At 56.8% G+C, this 15,108-nt stretch carries 16 protein-coding genes; 6 read left to right on the top strand and 10 right to left on the bottom strand.

What is annotated here, in order from left to right; all coding sequences use genetic code 11:
• The first annotated feature begins 171 nt into the window (after positions 1–171).
• Both trxA and rho read left to right on the top strand, forming a co-directional pair.
• On the top strand, positions 172–501 hold the full coding sequence (gene trxA / locus VGE55_RS12500; RefSeq protein WP_256762596.1) for a thioredoxin TrxA: 330 nt from the start codon (positions 172–174) through the stop codon (positions 499–501).
• 116 nt (positions 502–617) lie between these two features.
• On the top strand, positions 618–1,880 hold the full coding sequence (rho, locus tag VGE55_RS12495; RefSeq protein ID WP_256762597.1) for a transcription termination factor Rho: 1,263 nt from the start codon (positions 618–620) through the stop codon (positions 1,878–1,880).
• Positions 1,881–1,938: 58 nt separating this feature from the next.
• Here the strand turns inward: rho and msrA are convergent, their stop codons facing one another.
• From msrA to VGE55_RS12445, 10 genes are all read right to left on the bottom strand, one after another.
• Positions 1,939–2,541: a peptide-methionine (S)-S-oxide reductase MsrA gene (gene msrA, locus VGE55_RS12490; RefSeq protein ID WP_331132014.1), complete on the bottom strand. Its 603-nt coding sequence runs from the start codon at positions 2,539–2,541 to the stop codon at positions 1,939–1,941.
• Positions 2,538–3,050, bottom strand: coding sequence for a peptide-methionine (R)-S-oxide reductase MsrB (msrB, locus tag VGE55_RS12485; RefSeq protein ID WP_414675022.1), 513 nt, complete (start codon positions 3,048–3,050; stop codon positions 2,538–2,540). The genes msrA and msrB overlap by 4 nt, the downstream gene beginning before the upstream one ends.
• Before the next feature lie 21 nt (positions 3,051–3,071).
• Entirely contained in the window at positions 3,072–3,890 is an 819-nt protein-coding gene (locus VGE55_RS12480; RefSeq protein WP_331132013.1) for a DUF1223 domain-containing protein, read from the bottom strand.
• A gap of 19 nt (positions 3,891–3,909) precedes the next feature.
• Entirely contained in the window at positions 3,910–4,170 is a 261-nt protein-coding gene (locus VGE55_RS12475) for a pentapeptide MXKDX repeat protein (RefSeq protein ID WP_331132012.1), read from the bottom strand.
• A 557-nt stretch (positions 4,171–4,727) separates the two neighbouring features.
• A complete protein-coding gene (locus tag VGE55_RS12470; protein WP_331132011.1) occupies positions 4,728–6,251 on the bottom strand; it encodes a DHA2 family efflux MFS transporter permease subunit in 1,524 nt (507 codons plus the stop codon).
• Complete coding sequence (locus VGE55_RS12465; protein WP_331132010.1) at positions 6,248–7,489, bottom strand: HlyD family efflux transporter periplasmic adaptor subunit; 1,242 nt, start codon at positions 7,487–7,489, stop codon at positions 6,248–6,250. The genes VGE55_RS12470 and VGE55_RS12465 overlap by 4 nt, the downstream gene beginning before the upstream one ends.
• Positions 7,486–8,943, bottom strand: coding sequence for an efflux transporter outer membrane subunit (locus VGE55_RS12460; RefSeq protein ID WP_331132009.1), 1,458 nt, complete (start codon positions 8,941–8,943; stop codon positions 7,486–7,488). Before VGE55_RS12460 ends, VGE55_RS12465 begins: the two co-directional genes overlap by 4 nt.
• Positions 8,916–9,473, bottom strand: a complete 558-nt coding sequence (locus VGE55_RS12455; RefSeq protein WP_331132008.1) for a MarR family winged helix-turn-helix transcriptional regulator — start codon at positions 9,471–9,473, stop codon at positions 8,916–8,918. Before VGE55_RS12455 ends, VGE55_RS12460 begins: the two co-directional genes overlap by 28 nt.
• Positions 9,474–9,603: 130 nt before the next feature.
• Complete coding sequence (locus VGE55_RS12450) at positions 9,604–9,966, bottom strand: DsrE family protein (RefSeq protein WP_331132007.1); 363 nt, start codon at positions 9,964–9,966, stop codon at positions 9,604–9,606.
• A 15-nt stretch (positions 9,967–9,981) separates the two neighbouring features.
• On the bottom strand, positions 9,982–10,635 hold the full coding sequence (locus tag VGE55_RS12445) for a TetR/AcrR family transcriptional regulator (protein WP_331132006.1): 654 nt from the start codon (positions 10,633–10,635) through the stop codon (positions 9,982–9,984).
• A gap of 87 nt (positions 10,636–10,722) precedes the next feature.
• On the opposite strand from VGE55_RS12445, the gene VGE55_RS12440 reads away from it, so the two are divergent.
• The 4 genes from VGE55_RS12440 (at position 10,723) to VGE55_RS12425 (ending at position 15,104) form a co-directional block, all read left to right on the top strand.
• Complete coding sequence (locus VGE55_RS12440) at positions 10,723–12,291, top strand: 4-hydroxyphenylacetate 3-hydroxylase family protein (protein ID WP_331132005.1); 1,569 nt, start codon at positions 10,723–10,725, stop codon at positions 12,289–12,291.
• An 89-nt stretch (positions 12,292–12,380) separates the two neighbouring features.
• Positions 12,381–13,025, top strand: a complete 645-nt coding sequence (locus VGE55_RS12435) for a 2-hydroxychromene-2-carboxylate isomerase (protein WP_331132004.1) — start codon at positions 12,381–12,383, stop codon at positions 13,023–13,025.
• Positions 13,026–13,069: 44 nt separating this feature from the next.
• Positions 13,070–14,707, top strand: coding sequence for an acyl-CoA synthetase (locus VGE55_RS12430; RefSeq protein WP_331132003.1), 1,638 nt, complete (start codon positions 13,070–13,072; stop codon positions 14,705–14,707).
• A gap of 10 nt (positions 14,708–14,717) precedes the next feature.
• Positions 14,718–15,104, top strand: coding sequence for a cupin domain-containing protein (locus VGE55_RS12425; RefSeq protein ID WP_331132002.1), 387 nt, complete (start codon positions 14,718–14,720; stop codon positions 15,102–15,104).
• The last annotated feature ends 4 nt before the right edge of the window (positions 15,105–15,108 follow it).

Raw genomic sequence — 15,108 nt, 5'->3', positions numbered from 1 at the left:
AGATTGTCCACAGTTACGAGGTGATGGTTTGTATTTGGCGGGTTTTTCGCTGTAACATCCAGAGTAGCATTTTCTTAACCCAGATTTTTCGCGGTTGGCCGAGTTGTTTTTCAGCTTGGATGGGCTACAGGCAATTATGCCAAGCCCACACCCGATAAAGGATTGATTTCAATGAGCAGTGATCTCATCAAACATGTGAGCGACGCCACTTTCGAAAGCGACGTGTTGAAAACCGACGGCCCCGTGCTGGTTGATTACTGGGCCGAATGGTGTGGTCCCTGCAAAATGATCGCGCCCATTCTGGACGACCTGTCGGCGGATTACAAAGGCAAGCTGCAAATTGCCAAGCTGAACGTGGACGAAAACACCGACACGCCTGCCAAATACGGCATCCGTGGCATTCCAACCCTGATGTTGTTTAAAAACGGCGCTGTGGTGGCCACCAAGGTGGGTGCATTGTCCAAATCGCAATTGGCTGCTTTCATCGACAGCCATCTGTAATACAATACGAAAAAGCCCGGCAAATAGCCGGGCAGTCTACTCGCAGTAACTTCACCCAACCCAAATCTCCCTCATTTCGTCACCCCTGGCATTCGCCAATCTTCTTCCTGCACACTATGTATCTTTCTGAATTGAAAACCCAACACGTGTCCCAACTGCTGGAAATGGCTGCAGGGCTGGACATTGAGAATGCCAACCGGTTGCGCAAACAGGAACTGATGTTTGCAATCCTGAAGAAGCGGGCCAAGAACGGTGAGCAGATTTTCGGGGATGGCGTGTTGGAAGTGCTGCCCGATGGCTTCGGTTTCCTGCGTTCACCAGAAACCTCCTACCTGGCCAGCCCAGACGACATTTACATCTCCCCCAGCCAGATTCGCCGTTTCAACCTGCACACTGGTGACAGCATTGAAGGCGAAGTGCGCACCCCCAAAGATGGCGAGCGTTACTTTGCGCTGGTCAAAGTAGACAAGGTCAACGGCGAAGCGCCAGAGGCCAGCAAGCACAAAATCCTGTTTGAAAACCTGACACCCCTGCACCCCAACCAGCCCCTGAAGCTGGAACGTGAGATGCGGGGTGAAGAAAACAACACCGGTCGCATCATCGACATGATCGCCCCCATCGGCAAAGGCCAACGCGGCCTGCTGGTGGCCCCGCCCAAGTCCGGTAAAACCGTGATGCTGCAACACGTGGCCCACGCCATCACCGACAACCACCCTGACATCACCCTGATTGTGCTGCTGATTGACGAGCGCCCGGAAGAAGTGACGGAAATGATGCGCTCGGTGCGTGGCGAAGTGATTGCCTCCACCTTTGATGAACCGGCAACCCGCCACGTGCAAGTGGCTGAAATGGTGATCGAGAAAGCCAAGCGTCTGGTGGAACACAAGCGGGACGTGGTCATTCTGCTGGACTCCATCACCCGCCTGGCCCGTGCCTACAACACCGTGGTGCCCTCCTCTGGCAAGGTACTGACCGGTGGTGTGGACGCCAACGCCTTGCATCGTCCCAAGCGGTTTTTCGGTGCTGCACGAAACATTGAAGAAGGTGGTTCGCTCACCATCATCGCCACCGCGCTGGTTGATACTGGCAGCCGCATGGACGAAGTGATTTACGAAGAATTCAAGGGCACCGGCAACATGGAAATCCACCTCGAGCGCCGCATGGCCGAGAAGCGGGTTTACCCAGCCATCAACATCAACCGCTCGTCCACACGCCGGGAAGAACTGCTCATCAAGCCCGACCTGCTGCAGAAAATTTGGGTGCTGCGCCGCTTGCTGCACGACATGGACGAAATTGCCGCGATGGAATTCCTCATGGACAAGATTCGTCAGACCAAGAACAACAACGAGTTTTTCGAGATGATGAAACGGGGCAACTAAGCTCGCTGTCCATTCAGTTTCAACAAAAAACCCCAGCCTTGTCGCTGGGGTTTTTTAATTATTTCGACGAACCCCACACCTCAACCAACCGGTCATCGCGACCGCACCGGCTGCGGTAGTAGTTGTACCGAATGGGGTTTTTCTTATAGTAGTCCTGGTGATATTCCTCGGCCGGGTAAAAGCCCACCACAGGTGCCACCTCGGTGTACACCACCGAGAAGCGCTTGCTGCTCACCAAACGGGCCAGGCTGTCTTGCGCAATCTTTTTTTGCTCGTCGTTTGAATAAAAAATTGCGGTGCGGTACTGGCGGCCCACATCGCAAAACTGGCGGTCTTTCACAGTTGGGTCAATGGTTTTCCAGTAATGCTCCACCAATTGTGCGTAGCTTACCCTAGCAGGGTCAAACTCCACCTGCACAGCCTCGGCGTGGCCCGTTTTCCCACTGCCCACTTGCTCGTAGGTCGGGTTCCTCTCGGTTCCACCTGCATAGCCTGAGGTGGTTTTGAGCACACCGGGCACCTTGTCAAAGTCGGACTCGGTGCACCAAAAACACCCGCCAGCGAACACGGCTGTTTGTGTGGCAGCTGCCCACGTGGTTGAACCGATGGATGCGCCCAGCGACAGCAACAGACCCGCCAATATCATTGGAACGCGCTTCATGATTTCAACACCTCCGGCAAGGCTTCACCATCGGCCACAAACTTCAAAGCCAAGCCGTTGTTGCAATACCGCTTACCAGTGGGTGGGGGGCCATCGTCAAACACATGCCCTTGGTGCCCGCCGCAGTTGCTGCAGTGGTATTCCGTGCGGGGCAATATCAATTTGAAATCCCGCTTGGTGCCCAAGGCACCTGCAATCGGCTGAAAAAAACTGGGCCAACCGGTGCCGCTGTTGAATTTGGATTCCGACTTGAACAGCGGTTGACTACACGCCGCGCAAACAAACGTGCCCTTGCGCTTCTCGTCATTCAGAGGGCTGGTCCAAGGGCGCTCTGTGTCCTCTTGAAACAGTACACCGTATTGTTCTTTGCTGATGATTTTCAGCCAGTCTTCTTTGCGCTTGTTCACCTTGAATTCTCCTGCCAGTGCAGCCTTGTGAGCCAGGCTTGTTGCAAACAAACCCGTGCCCAACGCACCGAATGTACTGATCAAAAAATGTCGTCGTTTCATCAGTGTTACCTCTCACGTCTTTCAGCTGTTGGGGCATTGGGACACGGCTTTGGGCGCATTGAGGGCCTGCAATACTTCACCCGTACCCGCTGCCTCAACAAACGCCCCAACACCCAAGTTTTGACTATTCCATCTTGAAGGCAACAGTGCCTGAATCGGGATGCCTTCGATGGCTTTGGACACTGGATAAGGGCCAAACAACCGCCTTACCACGCCCTCGTGTGTCAACATCTCCCCGCGGTTTTCACCAGCGCTGACTGAAGAGGTTAATCCATCTTCATACAGTACCACTGTCAGCATGGCATCCGCAGCCAAGGTGCCACCCGCATCCTGAAGGCGCAGAACCGCATTGAATTTACCCTGCTCGGCAGGATTTGTCGTCAGCTGCAAAGTCCACGGTACGGGTGTTTTTTGTGCAATCGCCAATTGCCGAGTCAATGACGATCGCAGGTTCCAATCTCTCGTCTCGGCACTGTTCATCAATACCTGCGGCGTATAAATGCCACGGGTGTGTCCAATGTTTCGGTGACCATACTGGCGGGCCGTGTATTGGGCGCTGCCATAGGGGTCTTTCCATCCGATGTAATCCCAATAGTCCACATGGAAAGCCAAGGGCAAAACCTGAGTGGCCATTTCGGGTGTTTTGAGCCGGGTATTGAACCAACGGTCTGCCGGTGGGCAACTGCTACACCCTTCTGAGGTGAACAGTTCAACCAACACAACCTTGTGGCCTGGGCTTGTCCAGGTGCAACGCTGTTCAGCCGCCACTGCAGGCCACCACGCAGCCTGCAAAGCCAGCAGGGTTGCCGTACTCATCCACATCTTTTGAACGGTTTTCATACGACAACCCTCCTCGCCCTTACTTCTTCATCATGTCGTCTTTTTTCATGTCGTCTTTTTTCATGTCATCTTTTTTCATCATGTCGTCTTTCTTCATGCCGTCTTTGTTGGACATGGTGTCTTTCTTCATGTGGTCCTTTTTCATGTGATCTTTCGACATGGACTCCTTCTTCATCATGTCATATTTTTTCATCATGTCGTCTTTCTTCATCTCGTCGGCGTGAGCGCCTGAGAACAAGAATGCGGAGGCAGACACCAGGGCGAACAGTACTTTCTTCATTGCAATCTTCCTTCTGAAAAGGCGCGGGATGCGCATGCCGGGAACGATTCCCGAAGAGGAGTTCGGTGGGTTGGGCGGGGTGGTTACAACGCGCGGTGAAATATTTTGGGTGGCCTAAGCAACGCTGGTAGCCCGTGCTGGTTTATTGCCCCCAGTAACACCGGTAGCCCGTGCCGAACGCCCCCCGAAGGTAAGGGTTGCCCCGCGCTTTCGAACCGGACCGATAACTCGCCACTGCGTGGCTCAGACATCTCGGTCCGTGTGTTCGAATGCTGTGCGGGTCAAACCGATCGGGGGGCTGACTGTTCGGCACCGGGCATACCGGCATTGCTGGGGGCGCGGCCTGCGCGGTTCACCTCCCCTGCAGCGACAGTCAGGACAATCTGCAAAACCGTGACAAGCAGGCGCGGTGGGCGCAGCCGCTAGGCTAGCCCAGAGGTCGATCCCGACTCGCTGTTTGGAGGGGCGACCTCAGCGATCGCGAGGCCCAGGTTTTGAAACACAGATTGGCCGTCGCAAAGGGGTGTGACCGTGCAGGCCTACACATCAACCCCCCATCAATGATCCGCCGCCACCCGGCTAAACGGCCCCTTGGCCAGCCAAATCGGGAAGATCAGCGCCACCATCATCATGCCGCAAATGCACAACACTGCATTGGTGGACAACAAATACGCCTGCTGGTTGATCAACCGGTCTGTGGTGGCCAAAGCACCGTCCATGCTCACGCCCAAGCCCTGCAGTGTGCTCAGGTAGCCCATGGCAGTGTCTGATGCGGTATTCACGTTCTCAACCAGCCTGGCGTGGTGCATGGTGGCTTTGTGTTCCCACAGTGAGGTGATGGTGGCCGTGCCCACGCTGGACCCCATGTTGCGAACAAAACTGTTCAGGCCAGATGCGCCTGCCATGCGGTCTGGCGAAATACCGGACAGGCTGATGGTGATCAACGGCAAGAAGAAACACGACACACCAATGCCCATGATGAGGCGCGTACCGGCCAACGTGCCATAGGTCACGTCGGGCGTGAACCGTGCACACACAAAGGCATACACCGCAAACATGAAGAAGCCGAAACTGGCCACCGCCCGAGCATCCACCTTGGCAATGTTGGCGCCCACAATCGGGCCCAAAAACACCGCCAACACACCGCCCAATGCCATGGTTCGACCAGCCCAGGTGGGCGTGTACCCCATTTGCGTCTGCAGCCACAACGGCAGCACCACGGTGGAACCAAAAAATGCAATAGTGCCAATAAACAAACACACCATGCCCACCGCAAAATTGCGTTGGGTGAACAGCTTCAGGTCCACCAACGGGTGTTCGTCGTACCACTCGTAAATGATGAACACACCCAGCCCCACAAAGGCGACCACGCCCAACGCAATCACGGTGGGGCTTTCAAACCAGTCCAGCTCATTGCCTTTGTCCAGCATGATCTGCAGTGCACCCACGCCAATCATGAGCAACACCAGCCCCACCAAGTCCACCGGTTGCTGGCGCTTGGGCGTTTCCCGCTTTCTGAAAATTGGATACACCAAAAACAGGCAGATCAAGCCCACTGGCAAGTTGATGAGAAACACCCAGTGCCAGCTCAGGTTGTCGGTCAGCCAACCGCCACTCAAAGGGCCAATGATGGGCGCAGCCACCGTGGTCATGGCCCATATCCCTGTTGCCAAACCGGCCTTTTCTGGCGGGTAGGAGGACAGCATCAATGTTTGCGACATGGGAATCATGGCGGCACCGAAAATGCCTTGCAACACCCGCGCTGCCAACAGCACCTCAAAAGACGGTGCCATGCCACACAGCAGCGATGCCATGGTGAACATGAAGGTGCTGATGCAAAACAGCTTGACCTGCCCCAAGCGGCCTGCCAACCAACCGGTGAGCGGCAGCATGATGGCCTCGGCCACCGCATACGAGGTGATGGCCCAGGTGCCTTGCGACGGTGCCACACCCAGATCGCCAGAGATATTGGGAATGGACACGTTGACGATGGTCAAGTCCAGCACGTTCATGAACGACGCCATGCCCAGGGCCAGTGTGGCCCACAGGCGCTGGCCCGCAGGCAAGGGTTGGGGGTTCATGATCCTTTCAACTCCCGGTTCAGGTGGGCTTGAACATACGCATCGGCTTTCTTGCCAAGTTCATCAAACACCGCGGTTTGGCGTGCGGCCGTCGACTCGCCCGCCACCAGCGCACCGTCCTGTGAATGGGTATCCACCTCGGCACGCATCGACAAGCCCACCCGCAATGGCGCCTTTTTCAGCTCCTCTGCGTCCAGCGCAATGCGCACCGGTACCCGTTGAACAATCTTGATCCAGTTGCCGGTTGCATTCTGGGCGGGTAGAAGAGAAAACGCACTGCCTGTTCCAGCCGACAAACCAGCCACCTTGCCGTGGTACGTCACAGCACTGCCGTACACATCGGCTTCCAGCGTCACGGGTTGGCCCACGCGAATGCGGCGCAGCTGGCTTTCCTTGAAGTTGGCATCCACCCACACAGCATCCAAGGGAATGACGGTGAGCAGTGGTGTACCGGGTGCAACCCGTGCACCGGGCTGCACGCTGCGCTTGGCCACCTGGCCGGATACGGGCGCTTCAATGCGGGTGCGCTGGTCGTTCACATACGCTGCACGCAATTGCGCGGCCGCTTGCAATACACGCGGATGGCTGGCCACTTTCACATCGCGGGTTTGGTTCAATGAGGCATCCAGCGTGGCCTGTGCCTGCGTGAAGCCCGCTTGGGCTTGCAACAGGGCCGCTTTGGCAGCCGACAGTTGCGCGGCCATTTGAGTGGCCGTGCTGCGGGCATGCTCCAGTTCTTCTGCCGACACAGCGCCCAATTTGAAGGCTGCTTCACGTCGGTTGAGGTCGGACTGTGCGCGGGTGTTTTCAGCGGTCAAGCGGTTGACGTCCTCAGTGGCTTTGGCAATATCCGCCTGACGACTTTGTGCACCGGCCTTGTTGATGTTCACTTGGTCATAGAGGGACTTGACCGAACGCACGGTGTCGGCCAGTTGCGCTTCGGCTTGGGCCAAGGCCACTTGGGTGTCGGTGTTGTCCAGTTCAATCAAGGTTTGTCCGGCAGTCACGGCTTGGTTGTCGTCGGCCAGCACACGCTTGACATTGCCCGTCACTTGGGAAGACACCACCACCAGGTCACCCGCCACGTAGGCGTTGTCTGTTTCTTCGCTAAAGCGGCCAAAAGCGTATTCATACGCCGCAAAACCCAGCCCACCGAGCACAACCGCACTCAGGAAGATGGCGATGACTTTTTTCCGTTTGCCGGCGTTTTGTGGCGTTGGTGTTTGTGTTGTGCTCATGATGCTTCACCTTGAATGTTGTTCATCTGGAAACCGCCACCCAGGGCGTTTACCAAGTCAATCTGATTGCCCAATGATTTCAATTGCAGCTCCAGGCTGCGCAGGGTCTGCGCCCTATAGGCCAACTCGCTTTCAATGGCGGGCATGGCCGAGTCCAAACCGAGCGTGCGGCGTTGCTGCGCGCGGTCCATGATGCGTTTCAGGCTGTTGCTGCGGTCATCCAGCTTTGCCGCCTCTGCCTTGTATTGCTCCAGCGTCAGTACCTCGGTGATGACCTCTTGCGCCGCATTGGTGATGGACGATTCGTAATGGGCCTTCATGGCCTCAAACTGCGCTCGCTTGGCTTCGGTCGCAAAGCGGATTTTTCCGGCATCGAAAATGGGAAACTGCACCACACCACCCAGCAAGGCCACCTTGCTGTCAGCCTGGGTCAGCTTGTTAAAGCCAATCGCTTGTGTACCCAAATAGGCCTGCAGGTTGATGTTGGGCAACAAGGCCAACCGCTGCGCATCCACCTCGGCCGCTGCGGCTTGTACACGGAAGCGTTCACCCACCAAGTCGGGCCGACGGGTCAGCAGGCTCAAAGCGATGGGTTGTTGGCTGCTGTAGTTCAGCAAGGGGGCTGGCAATCCAGGCTGCAGGTCTTTCAAGGCTGCCTGGGTAATGTTAGGGTCGCCCACCAGGCTGTCCAGCGCCGCCAATAAACGGGCTTGCAAACCTTTGGCCTGTTCAAGTTGCTGTTGGGTTTGGGCCTGTGCATCACGCGCCTGGTCCAGGCCATTGCCACTGTCCAAACCGAGGTCCAGTCGGGTTTGCTGCAGGCTCACCATTTGAGCCTGAAGATCAACCATGCGCTGCAACTCGTCAATTTCTGTTTTGGCGTACCGCAACTGAACATAGGCCCGTGCAATCTGCGTGGACAACTGCAGCGACACCAAGGCCTGCTCAGCTTGTGTGGCCTTCAATTCACCCAGCGCAGCCTCAATCGCTTTGCGCTGCTGGCCCCACAAATCGAGATTCCAACCGGCATTGAATGTGGTTTGCCCAATATCCAGCGGCCTGCCACCAAACTGGGGCGGCACATAATAATTTTTGCTGAGTTCCTGACGGTTAAATTCACCCCGGAAACCGAGGGTGGGCAGCTCATCCGCCTTTTGGATGCCCAGCTGAGCTGCGGCTGCAGCCGTGCGGGCCGCAGCAGCCCTGGCCCCAGCACTGTCTTTCAGCGCGGCTTCAATCAATGCGGACAATGCCGGGTCGTTGACCTGTGTCCACCAACGGTCGGAATGGAACTCGATGGCGGGCGCACCCGCGTTGGCCTTGGCATTGCGGGCGGTGACCCAGTTGGGCAGGGTGTCGTCGGGCAGAGGCCCGGCTGCTGGCGGCAGGGCACACGCCGCCAGGCTGAGGCTCAGCAAAACGGGGATTAATCGGATTCTCGGGCGGGTTCGCATGGTGTTGCAGGTCCTGCATCAAAAAGTTTCATCAAGAGCGCGGTCATCTGCGCCTTTTCAGCGGTGTTCAAGGTGGACAGGCTTTGCTCATAGCGGGTCCAGATTTTCGGCATCAGGTTTTCCACCTGCTTGCGTCCTTTGGGTGACAGCACCATCCAGCAACTGCGTTTGTTGTTGGGGTCAGGAAGGCGCTGTACCCATGCCTTGTCCATCAGGAATGTGGTGGTTTTGGTGGTGTTGGGCCCAGACTGCCCAATGGCATTGGACAACTCTTGCGGACGGCGGCGAAAGTCCTCGCTGCCGTACAACATGGCCAGCACCATCCAATGGGAAATGAGCAAGCCTTCCGTGGCCAACACCGCGGCCAGTTCGGTTTCCAGTTGTCGCTGTGCAAAATGCAGCAGGCGGTTCAACAGCACTGTTTCAAAGGGAAATGCTGGCTGCTGCGCTTTCACCCGGTGCAGGCTGGCAATGAGCGGCGCCAGCCGTGGCGGGTATTCCAGAGGTGTGGGATTGGCATCCTCGGTCATGTTGATTCACTGGTGCATTGTTTACCAGTAAACTATATTCCCGAAAACCTTCTCAGATCAAGCCGTAAATGAACGAACAGTCATTTATTTGCACTAGGGATTACCCGAATCAAATCCGCTTAAAGCTGGTTCAGTAGGTTACGACTTTGTCGCTGTCCAGAATCAACTGCAGCAGGTCTTGAGGAAACACAAAGCGGGCTGGCGTGCCTGCCAGGTCTGCATCGGTGACCCCACGTGCGCGGGACGACAATGTCGACAGGCAGATTTTTCCGCCGTCAGCCACAAAGCCGTCATAGTGCTCACCCACGGGTCCGGTGCCCACGCCCACCACACTGTCCCGGCAAGCCTTGCGGATGAGTTGCACACCCTCGCCCACCAAAAACAGGGTGACCTCATGCCCAGCTTCCACAGCAATCTTGCCCACCAAAAAGGCCAATGCCGCCTTGGTCGGCTCCTCAGGTCCACAAGTCAGTTGAATCAGCAGTGTGCTCATCGGGGGGTCTCCAAATCAAGGCGTTGAGGGCGTTGTTGCAACCAGCCGGTCCAACAAGTGGCCCAGGTGCATTTCAAACTGTTGTGCAGGGTTTTGTGCGAACAGGCGAATACGCCCGGTGTGTTGCAGCATGAGCAAGCCCACACTGTGGGCAAACAGCGCCGTGGTCTCGGCAACGGCTTTTTTTTCGCTCAGCCCATGGGATTGCAGCGCGGTTTGAATGGGCTGGAGGCAGGCCAACAGCGCCGTGTTCAAGGCTGTGTTCAGGTTTTTATTCAAGCCCTGCGGTTTTAAACCATTGAACAAATAAAAGCCCAATTCAAGGTCTTGCGGGTGCTCTGCATAAAACTGGTAGAAAGCCATGGCGGCGGCATGCAGTTTGCGAAGGGGCAAACGGGGCTTGGCTGCTGCAGCCTCCACGGCACCCTGCAAGCGCTGCAGTGATTCGGCCAGCAAAGCGCCGTACATGTCCTCTTTGCTGGGGTAATAACTGTAAATCGCACCCGGGGTATAGCCCGCGCGTTTGGCGATTTCACGCAGGCTGGCCGCCTCTAGTCCATGTTCCCGAAACACCGCACGGGCCGCGTCCAGAATAAGGTTGCGCCGGTGGTCAATACCAGCCTGTTTGCGCTGCAATGATGAACTGTATTCAGAGGACATATGGGCCATGGATGAAATAACCCCCACAGTTTGACATTGTATTGAACACCGTTCAATAATTGAACACTGTTTAATTTTTGGAACACCGTATTTACCATGATGATGGATGCCCAGCAGTACCGCGACTCTTTGCGCGCCTATTCCCCCACGGTATACCTCGATGGCCGTCGGGTTGACTCTGTGGCCGACGAGGCTGCCTTCCTGCCGGGCATCAACGCGGTTGGGTTGACCTATGACTATGGCCTGAAGGCGGAGTGCGCCCCCATCATGACAGCCACCCAGCACACCAGTGGCAAAGTGGTGAACCGCCTGCTGCACATCAACACCAGCGCGGGCGACCTGCTGAACAAACTGGAAGCCGTGCGCCTGGTCTGCCAAGAGACAGGCTGCGCGCAACGCTACCTCACGCACGATGCGTTGAATGCGATCTACCAGGTGGCGGCGCGCCTGGACGATGCCACGGGCAGCACCGAGCACATGGCCCGGTTTTTGAACTACCTGCACACCGTGCAGGACCGCGACTTGACCCTTGGCGTGGCCATGACGGATGCCAAAGGCGACCGCAGCCGAAAACCCCACCAACAAGCCAACCCGGACACCTATGTGCATGTGGTGGAGCGCAATGCCAATGGGATTGTGATTTCAGGCACAAAAGCCATCGTAACTGGTGCGCCCTACATGCATGAATTGCTGGTCATGCCCTGCCGCAACATGGCCCAAGCCGATGCCGACTTTGCCGTGTGCTGCGCGGTGCCCATTGATGCGCCCGGCATGACCATCATCGCCCGCCCTGCAGGTCGCCCGGGCGAAAAAGCAGCCTTGTTTTCCAACCGGTATGGGCAATCCACCGGCGTGGTGGTGTTTGACCGCGTACAAGTGCCCTGGGAACGTGTGTTTTACGCGGGCGCCTGGGAACATTCCGGCCATTTGACCTACAACTACGCCACCCACCACCGCCACAGCTGCATTGGTGCGCGAGCCGGGTTTGGAGACTTGCTGATTGGAGCGGGTGCCCTGATGTGTGAAGCCAACGGTTTTGACCCAGCCAGGGAAACCCACCTGCGCGAACAGATGGTGGAATTGATCAAAATCACCGAGGGCTTTTATGCCTGCGGCGTGGCCGCATCCGTCTATGGCAAAGCCGATGAATTCTCGGGCAGTTTCATGCCCGATGCGGTGTACGCCAACATTGGCAAGTTGTTGCTGGCCACACAGATTTACGACATGCACCGCATTGCGCACACGGTGTCGGGTGGCTTGATTGTGGCCCTGCCTGGCCCTGATGAAGACCACAACCCCGCAACAGCGGCCACTCTGGCCGACATGTTGCAGGCCAACCCGGACATCCCCTACGACAAACGCATTCAAACCGCCCGGTTTATTGAGGACCTGACCGCTTCATACCAAGGTGGCTGGTACTCGGTCATCAGCCTGCACGGGGGTGGATCACCAGCAGCCATGAAGCAGGAAATTTACCGGAATTACCCGATCGGCAACAAAGTGGACCTGGTAGAAAGGCTGTTGAACCGGGGGCTGACTGCGGAACCGGGAACAGACGCAGAGCGGGCCATCACCCAAAACCGGCAGCCCGGAAAATGCTGTGCACAAGGCTGCACAGCACCGGGTCAACCGGTCATGGTGGACTTACCGAACAGCCGGGCGTAAAGTGGGGGTTCAGGCCCAAGACCTGAGCCCGGTCCTACTCCCATTGGCTGGCCATAAAACCCGATGAACGCCCCAATGAGACCACGTCCATGACAACAAACCCGGCAGCCGACCTGACGGTGTATTTCGACTTCTCCAGCCCCTATTCGTACCTGAGCGTGATGCGCCTGCCCGACCTGGTGCGGGAACGCGCACTGACCGTGCGCTACGCACCCATTGTATTGGGTGCCATATTCAACAAGCTGGGTTGGGAGTCAAGCCCGTTTAAATCGCAACCATTGAAAATGAATTACATGTGGCGGGACATGGAACGGCAAAGCCAGCAACTGGGCTTGCGGTACCGGAAACCCTCCGAATTTCCGGTCAGCAGCATCAATGCGGCCCGTGTGGTCAGCGCAGACCCCTATGCAGACTGGATTCCCGAGTTTTGTCAGACGGTGTTCCAGGCCTATTTCGAATGTGACCGCGACATCAACTCGCCCGAGAGCCTGATTCAAATTCTGGACGGACTGGGACTGGATGGTGAAGCACAACTGCGGGCAGCGCTGACTGAAGAAAACAAATTGCGCCTGCGCCACCTAACCGACCAAGCGCTGATGTGCGGCGTGTTTGGGGCACCCAGCACCATGGTGGGCCATGAACTGTTTTGGGGCAATGACCGACTGGAGGATGCACTGGACTACGCGCAAACCTTCAAAGCCTGTCAGGCTGGTGCCAGTTTCGCAGCGGCATAATCGCGGCGTGTCTGTTCAAACCACTGCCGCACACCTGACCCACCATGAGCAATCCTTTTGAATTGGGGCTGGACGCCAATCCAGCCAATTTCGTCGCCCTGTCTCCGTTGAGTTTTCTGGCCCGCACCGCCAAGGTATATCCCCATCGGGTGTCCATCATTAAGGGCACACAGCAATACACCTGGGCCGACACTGCCCGTCGCTGCCGACAATTGGCCAACGCCTTGCAACAGCGTGGTGTTGGCAAGGGCCACACGGTGGCCGTGATGCTACCCAACACCACGCCCATGTTCGAAGCGCATTTTGGCGTTCCCATGACCGGTGCCGTATTGAATACCCTGAATACGCGCCTAGACGCCTCCACCATTGCATTCATGCTGAAGCATGGGGAGGCCCGGGTACTCATTACCGATCCAGAATTTTCAGGAACCATTGAGGAGGCCTTGCGTCTGCTGGATGGCCCCAAACCGCTGGTGATTGATGCACTTGACCCCGAATTTTCGGGTGGGAAGCCCCTGGGTGAACTGGACTATGAAACCTTTCTGGCCACAGGGAACCCGAACCATCCCTTTGAATTGCCGGACAATGAGTGGGATGCCATTTCACTGAATTACACCAGCGGCACCACCGGTGATCCCAAGGGTGTGGTGTATCACCATCGGGGCGCATACCTCAATGCGGTCTCGAATGTGCTGTCTGGCAACTTGCCCCAGCATGCGGTTTATTTGTGGACATTGCCCATGTTCCATTGCAATGGCTGGTGCTTTCCCTGGACACTGGCAGCCATCGCTGGCACCAGCGTGTGCCTTCGCAGGGTGGACCCTGCGGTGATCTTCCCGCTGATTCGTCAGCACAGAATTACGCACCTGTGCGGCGCACCCATTGTCTTTGGCATGTTGATCAATGCGCCCGAGGCACAGAGCATAGGCCTTGAACATCCCGTCAGTGGTCTGATTGCAGGCGCAGCCCCACCGGCAGCCATCATTGAAGGTTGTGAACAACTCGGCATCCAGATCACGCATGTCTATGGTTTGACTGAAACCTATGGCCCGGCTGCGGTGTGTGCCAAACAGGATGACTGGGAAGGGCTGCCCATCGCACAGCGGGCGGAACGCAACGGACGCCAAGGTGTTCCCTATCACCTTCAAGAAGAGGTTACCGTGTTGGACCCGGACACCCTCAAACCAGTGCCCGCGGATGGAGAAACCATGGGCGAAATCATGTTTCGCGGCAATATCGTGATGAAGGGCTATCTGAAAAATCCGGTGGCGACCGAAGCCGCTTTTGCAGGAGGATGGTTCCACACCGGCGACCTGGCAGTGGTCCACCCCGATGGTTACGTCAAAATCAAAGACCGGTCCAAAGATGTGATTATTTCGGGTGGTGAAAATATTTCATCCATCGAGGTGGAAGAGGTGTTGTATCGCCACCCAGCCGTCATGGCTGCAGCCGTGGTAGCGCGCCCTGATACCAAGTGGGGTGAGGTGCCCGTGGCCTTTGTTGAGACAAAAGCCGGGGCCACCGTCAGCGAAGCGGCCATGATTGAGTTTTGTCGAGAACATCTGGCGCGCTTCAAGGTGCCCAAACAGATAGTGTTCGGTGCTCTGCCCAAAACATCCACCGGTAAAATCCAGAAATTCGTGCTGAGGGACCAGATGAAATCGGCCTCAGCGATTGAATGATGGAGATGCCATGAGCCTGACCCTCACCTCGTTTGCCGAGATATCAACCCCGGTGGTGCATGACCACCCTCGCCCCGATCGACGGGAACGCGGCAACCCGCTGCGCAGCACCTGGAACCACTACGAACGCAACGGGGTGTCGGCAGGGTTGTGGGCCTGCGAGGTGGGCGCGTGGCGAATTGCCTTTGCAGAGGGCAAAGACGAATTCTTCCATGTCATCGAAGGATTGATCCGGATTACAAACTCACACGGTGAAGCCCGAACCTTCGGTGCAGGTCAGGCCTGTGTCATTCCCGGCGGGTTTACCGGTTTGTTTGAGGTACTGGAACCTGTTCGAAAACACTATGTGCTCATTGACCGGGGTGGGATACAGGCCGCCCCGCAAGCGGCGCTGTAAGGGC

Origin of the sequence: Limnobacter sp., from assembly GCF_036405155.1 — a bacterium.
GTDB lineage: Bacteria > Pseudomonadota > Gammaproteobacteria > Burkholderiales > Burkholderiaceae_B > Limnobacter.
The sequence above is the reverse complement of the archived record's forward strand: the minus strand, read 5'-3'. Positions and strand labels throughout refer to the sequence as shown.

What these genes read in the sequence shown, in the direction of transcription:
- VGE55_RS12445 (WP_331132006.1), bottom strand. Translation starts at nt 10,635, where the DNA reads ATGGCCCATATGTCCTCTGAATACAGTTCATCATTGCAGCGCAAACAG.
- msrA (WP_331132014.1), bottom strand. Translation starts at nt 2,541, where the DNA reads ATGAAGCGCGTTCCAATGATATTGGCGGGTCTGTTGCTGTCGCTGGGC.
- VGE55_RS12435 (WP_331132004.1), top strand. Translation starts at nt 12,381, where the DNA reads ATGACAACAAACCCGGCAGCCGACCTGACGGTGTATTTCGACTTCTCC.
- VGE55_RS12460 (WP_331132009.1), bottom strand. Translation starts at nt 8,943, where the DNA reads ATGCGAACCCGCCCGAGAATCCGATTAATCCCCGTTTTGCTGAGCCTC.
- msrB (WP_414675022.1), bottom strand. Translation starts at nt 3,050, where the DNA reads ATGAAACGACGACATTTTTTGATCAGTACATTCGGTGCGTTGGGCACG.
- VGE55_RS12475 (WP_331132012.1), bottom strand. Translation starts at nt 4,170, where the DNA reads ATGAAGAAAGTACTGTTCGCCCTGGTGTCTGCCTCCGCATTCTTGTTC.
- VGE55_RS12430 (WP_331132003.1), top strand. Translation starts at nt 13,070, where the DNA reads ATGAGCAATCCTTTTGAATTGGGGCTGGACGCCAATCCAGCCAATTTC.
- VGE55_RS12470 (WP_331132011.1), bottom strand. Translation starts at nt 6,251, where the DNA reads ATGAACCCCCAACCCTTGCCTGCGGGCCAGCGCCTGTGGGCCACACTG.
- VGE55_RS12440 (WP_331132005.1), top strand. Translation starts at nt 10,723, where the DNA reads ATGATGATGGATGCCCAGCAGTACCGCGACTCTTTGCGCGCCTATTCC.
- VGE55_RS12425 (WP_331132002.1), top strand. Translation starts at nt 14,718, where the DNA reads ATGAGCCTGACCCTCACCTCGTTTGCCGAGATATCAACCCCGGTGGTG.
- trxA (WP_256762596.1), top strand. Translation starts at nt 172, where the DNA reads ATGAGCAGTGATCTCATCAAACATGTGAGCGACGCCACTTTCGAAAGC.
- VGE55_RS12455 (WP_331132008.1), bottom strand. Translation starts at nt 9,473, where the DNA reads ATGACCGAGGATGCCAATCCCACACCTCTGGAATACCCGCCACGGCTG.
- VGE55_RS12480 (WP_331132013.1), bottom strand. Translation starts at nt 3,890, where the DNA reads ATGAAAACCGTTCAAAAGATGTGGATGAGTACGGCAACCCTGCTGGCT.
- VGE55_RS12465 (WP_331132010.1), bottom strand. Translation starts at nt 7,489, where the DNA reads ATGAGCACAACACAAACACCAACGCCACAAAACGCCGGCAAACGGAAA.
- rho (WP_256762597.1), top strand. Translation starts at nt 618, where the DNA reads ATGTATCTTTCTGAATTGAAAACCCAACACGTGTCCCAACTGCTGGAA.
- VGE55_RS12450 (WP_331132007.1), bottom strand. Translation starts at nt 9,966, where the DNA reads ATGAGCACACTGCTGATTCAACTGACTTGTGGACCTGAGGAGCCGACC.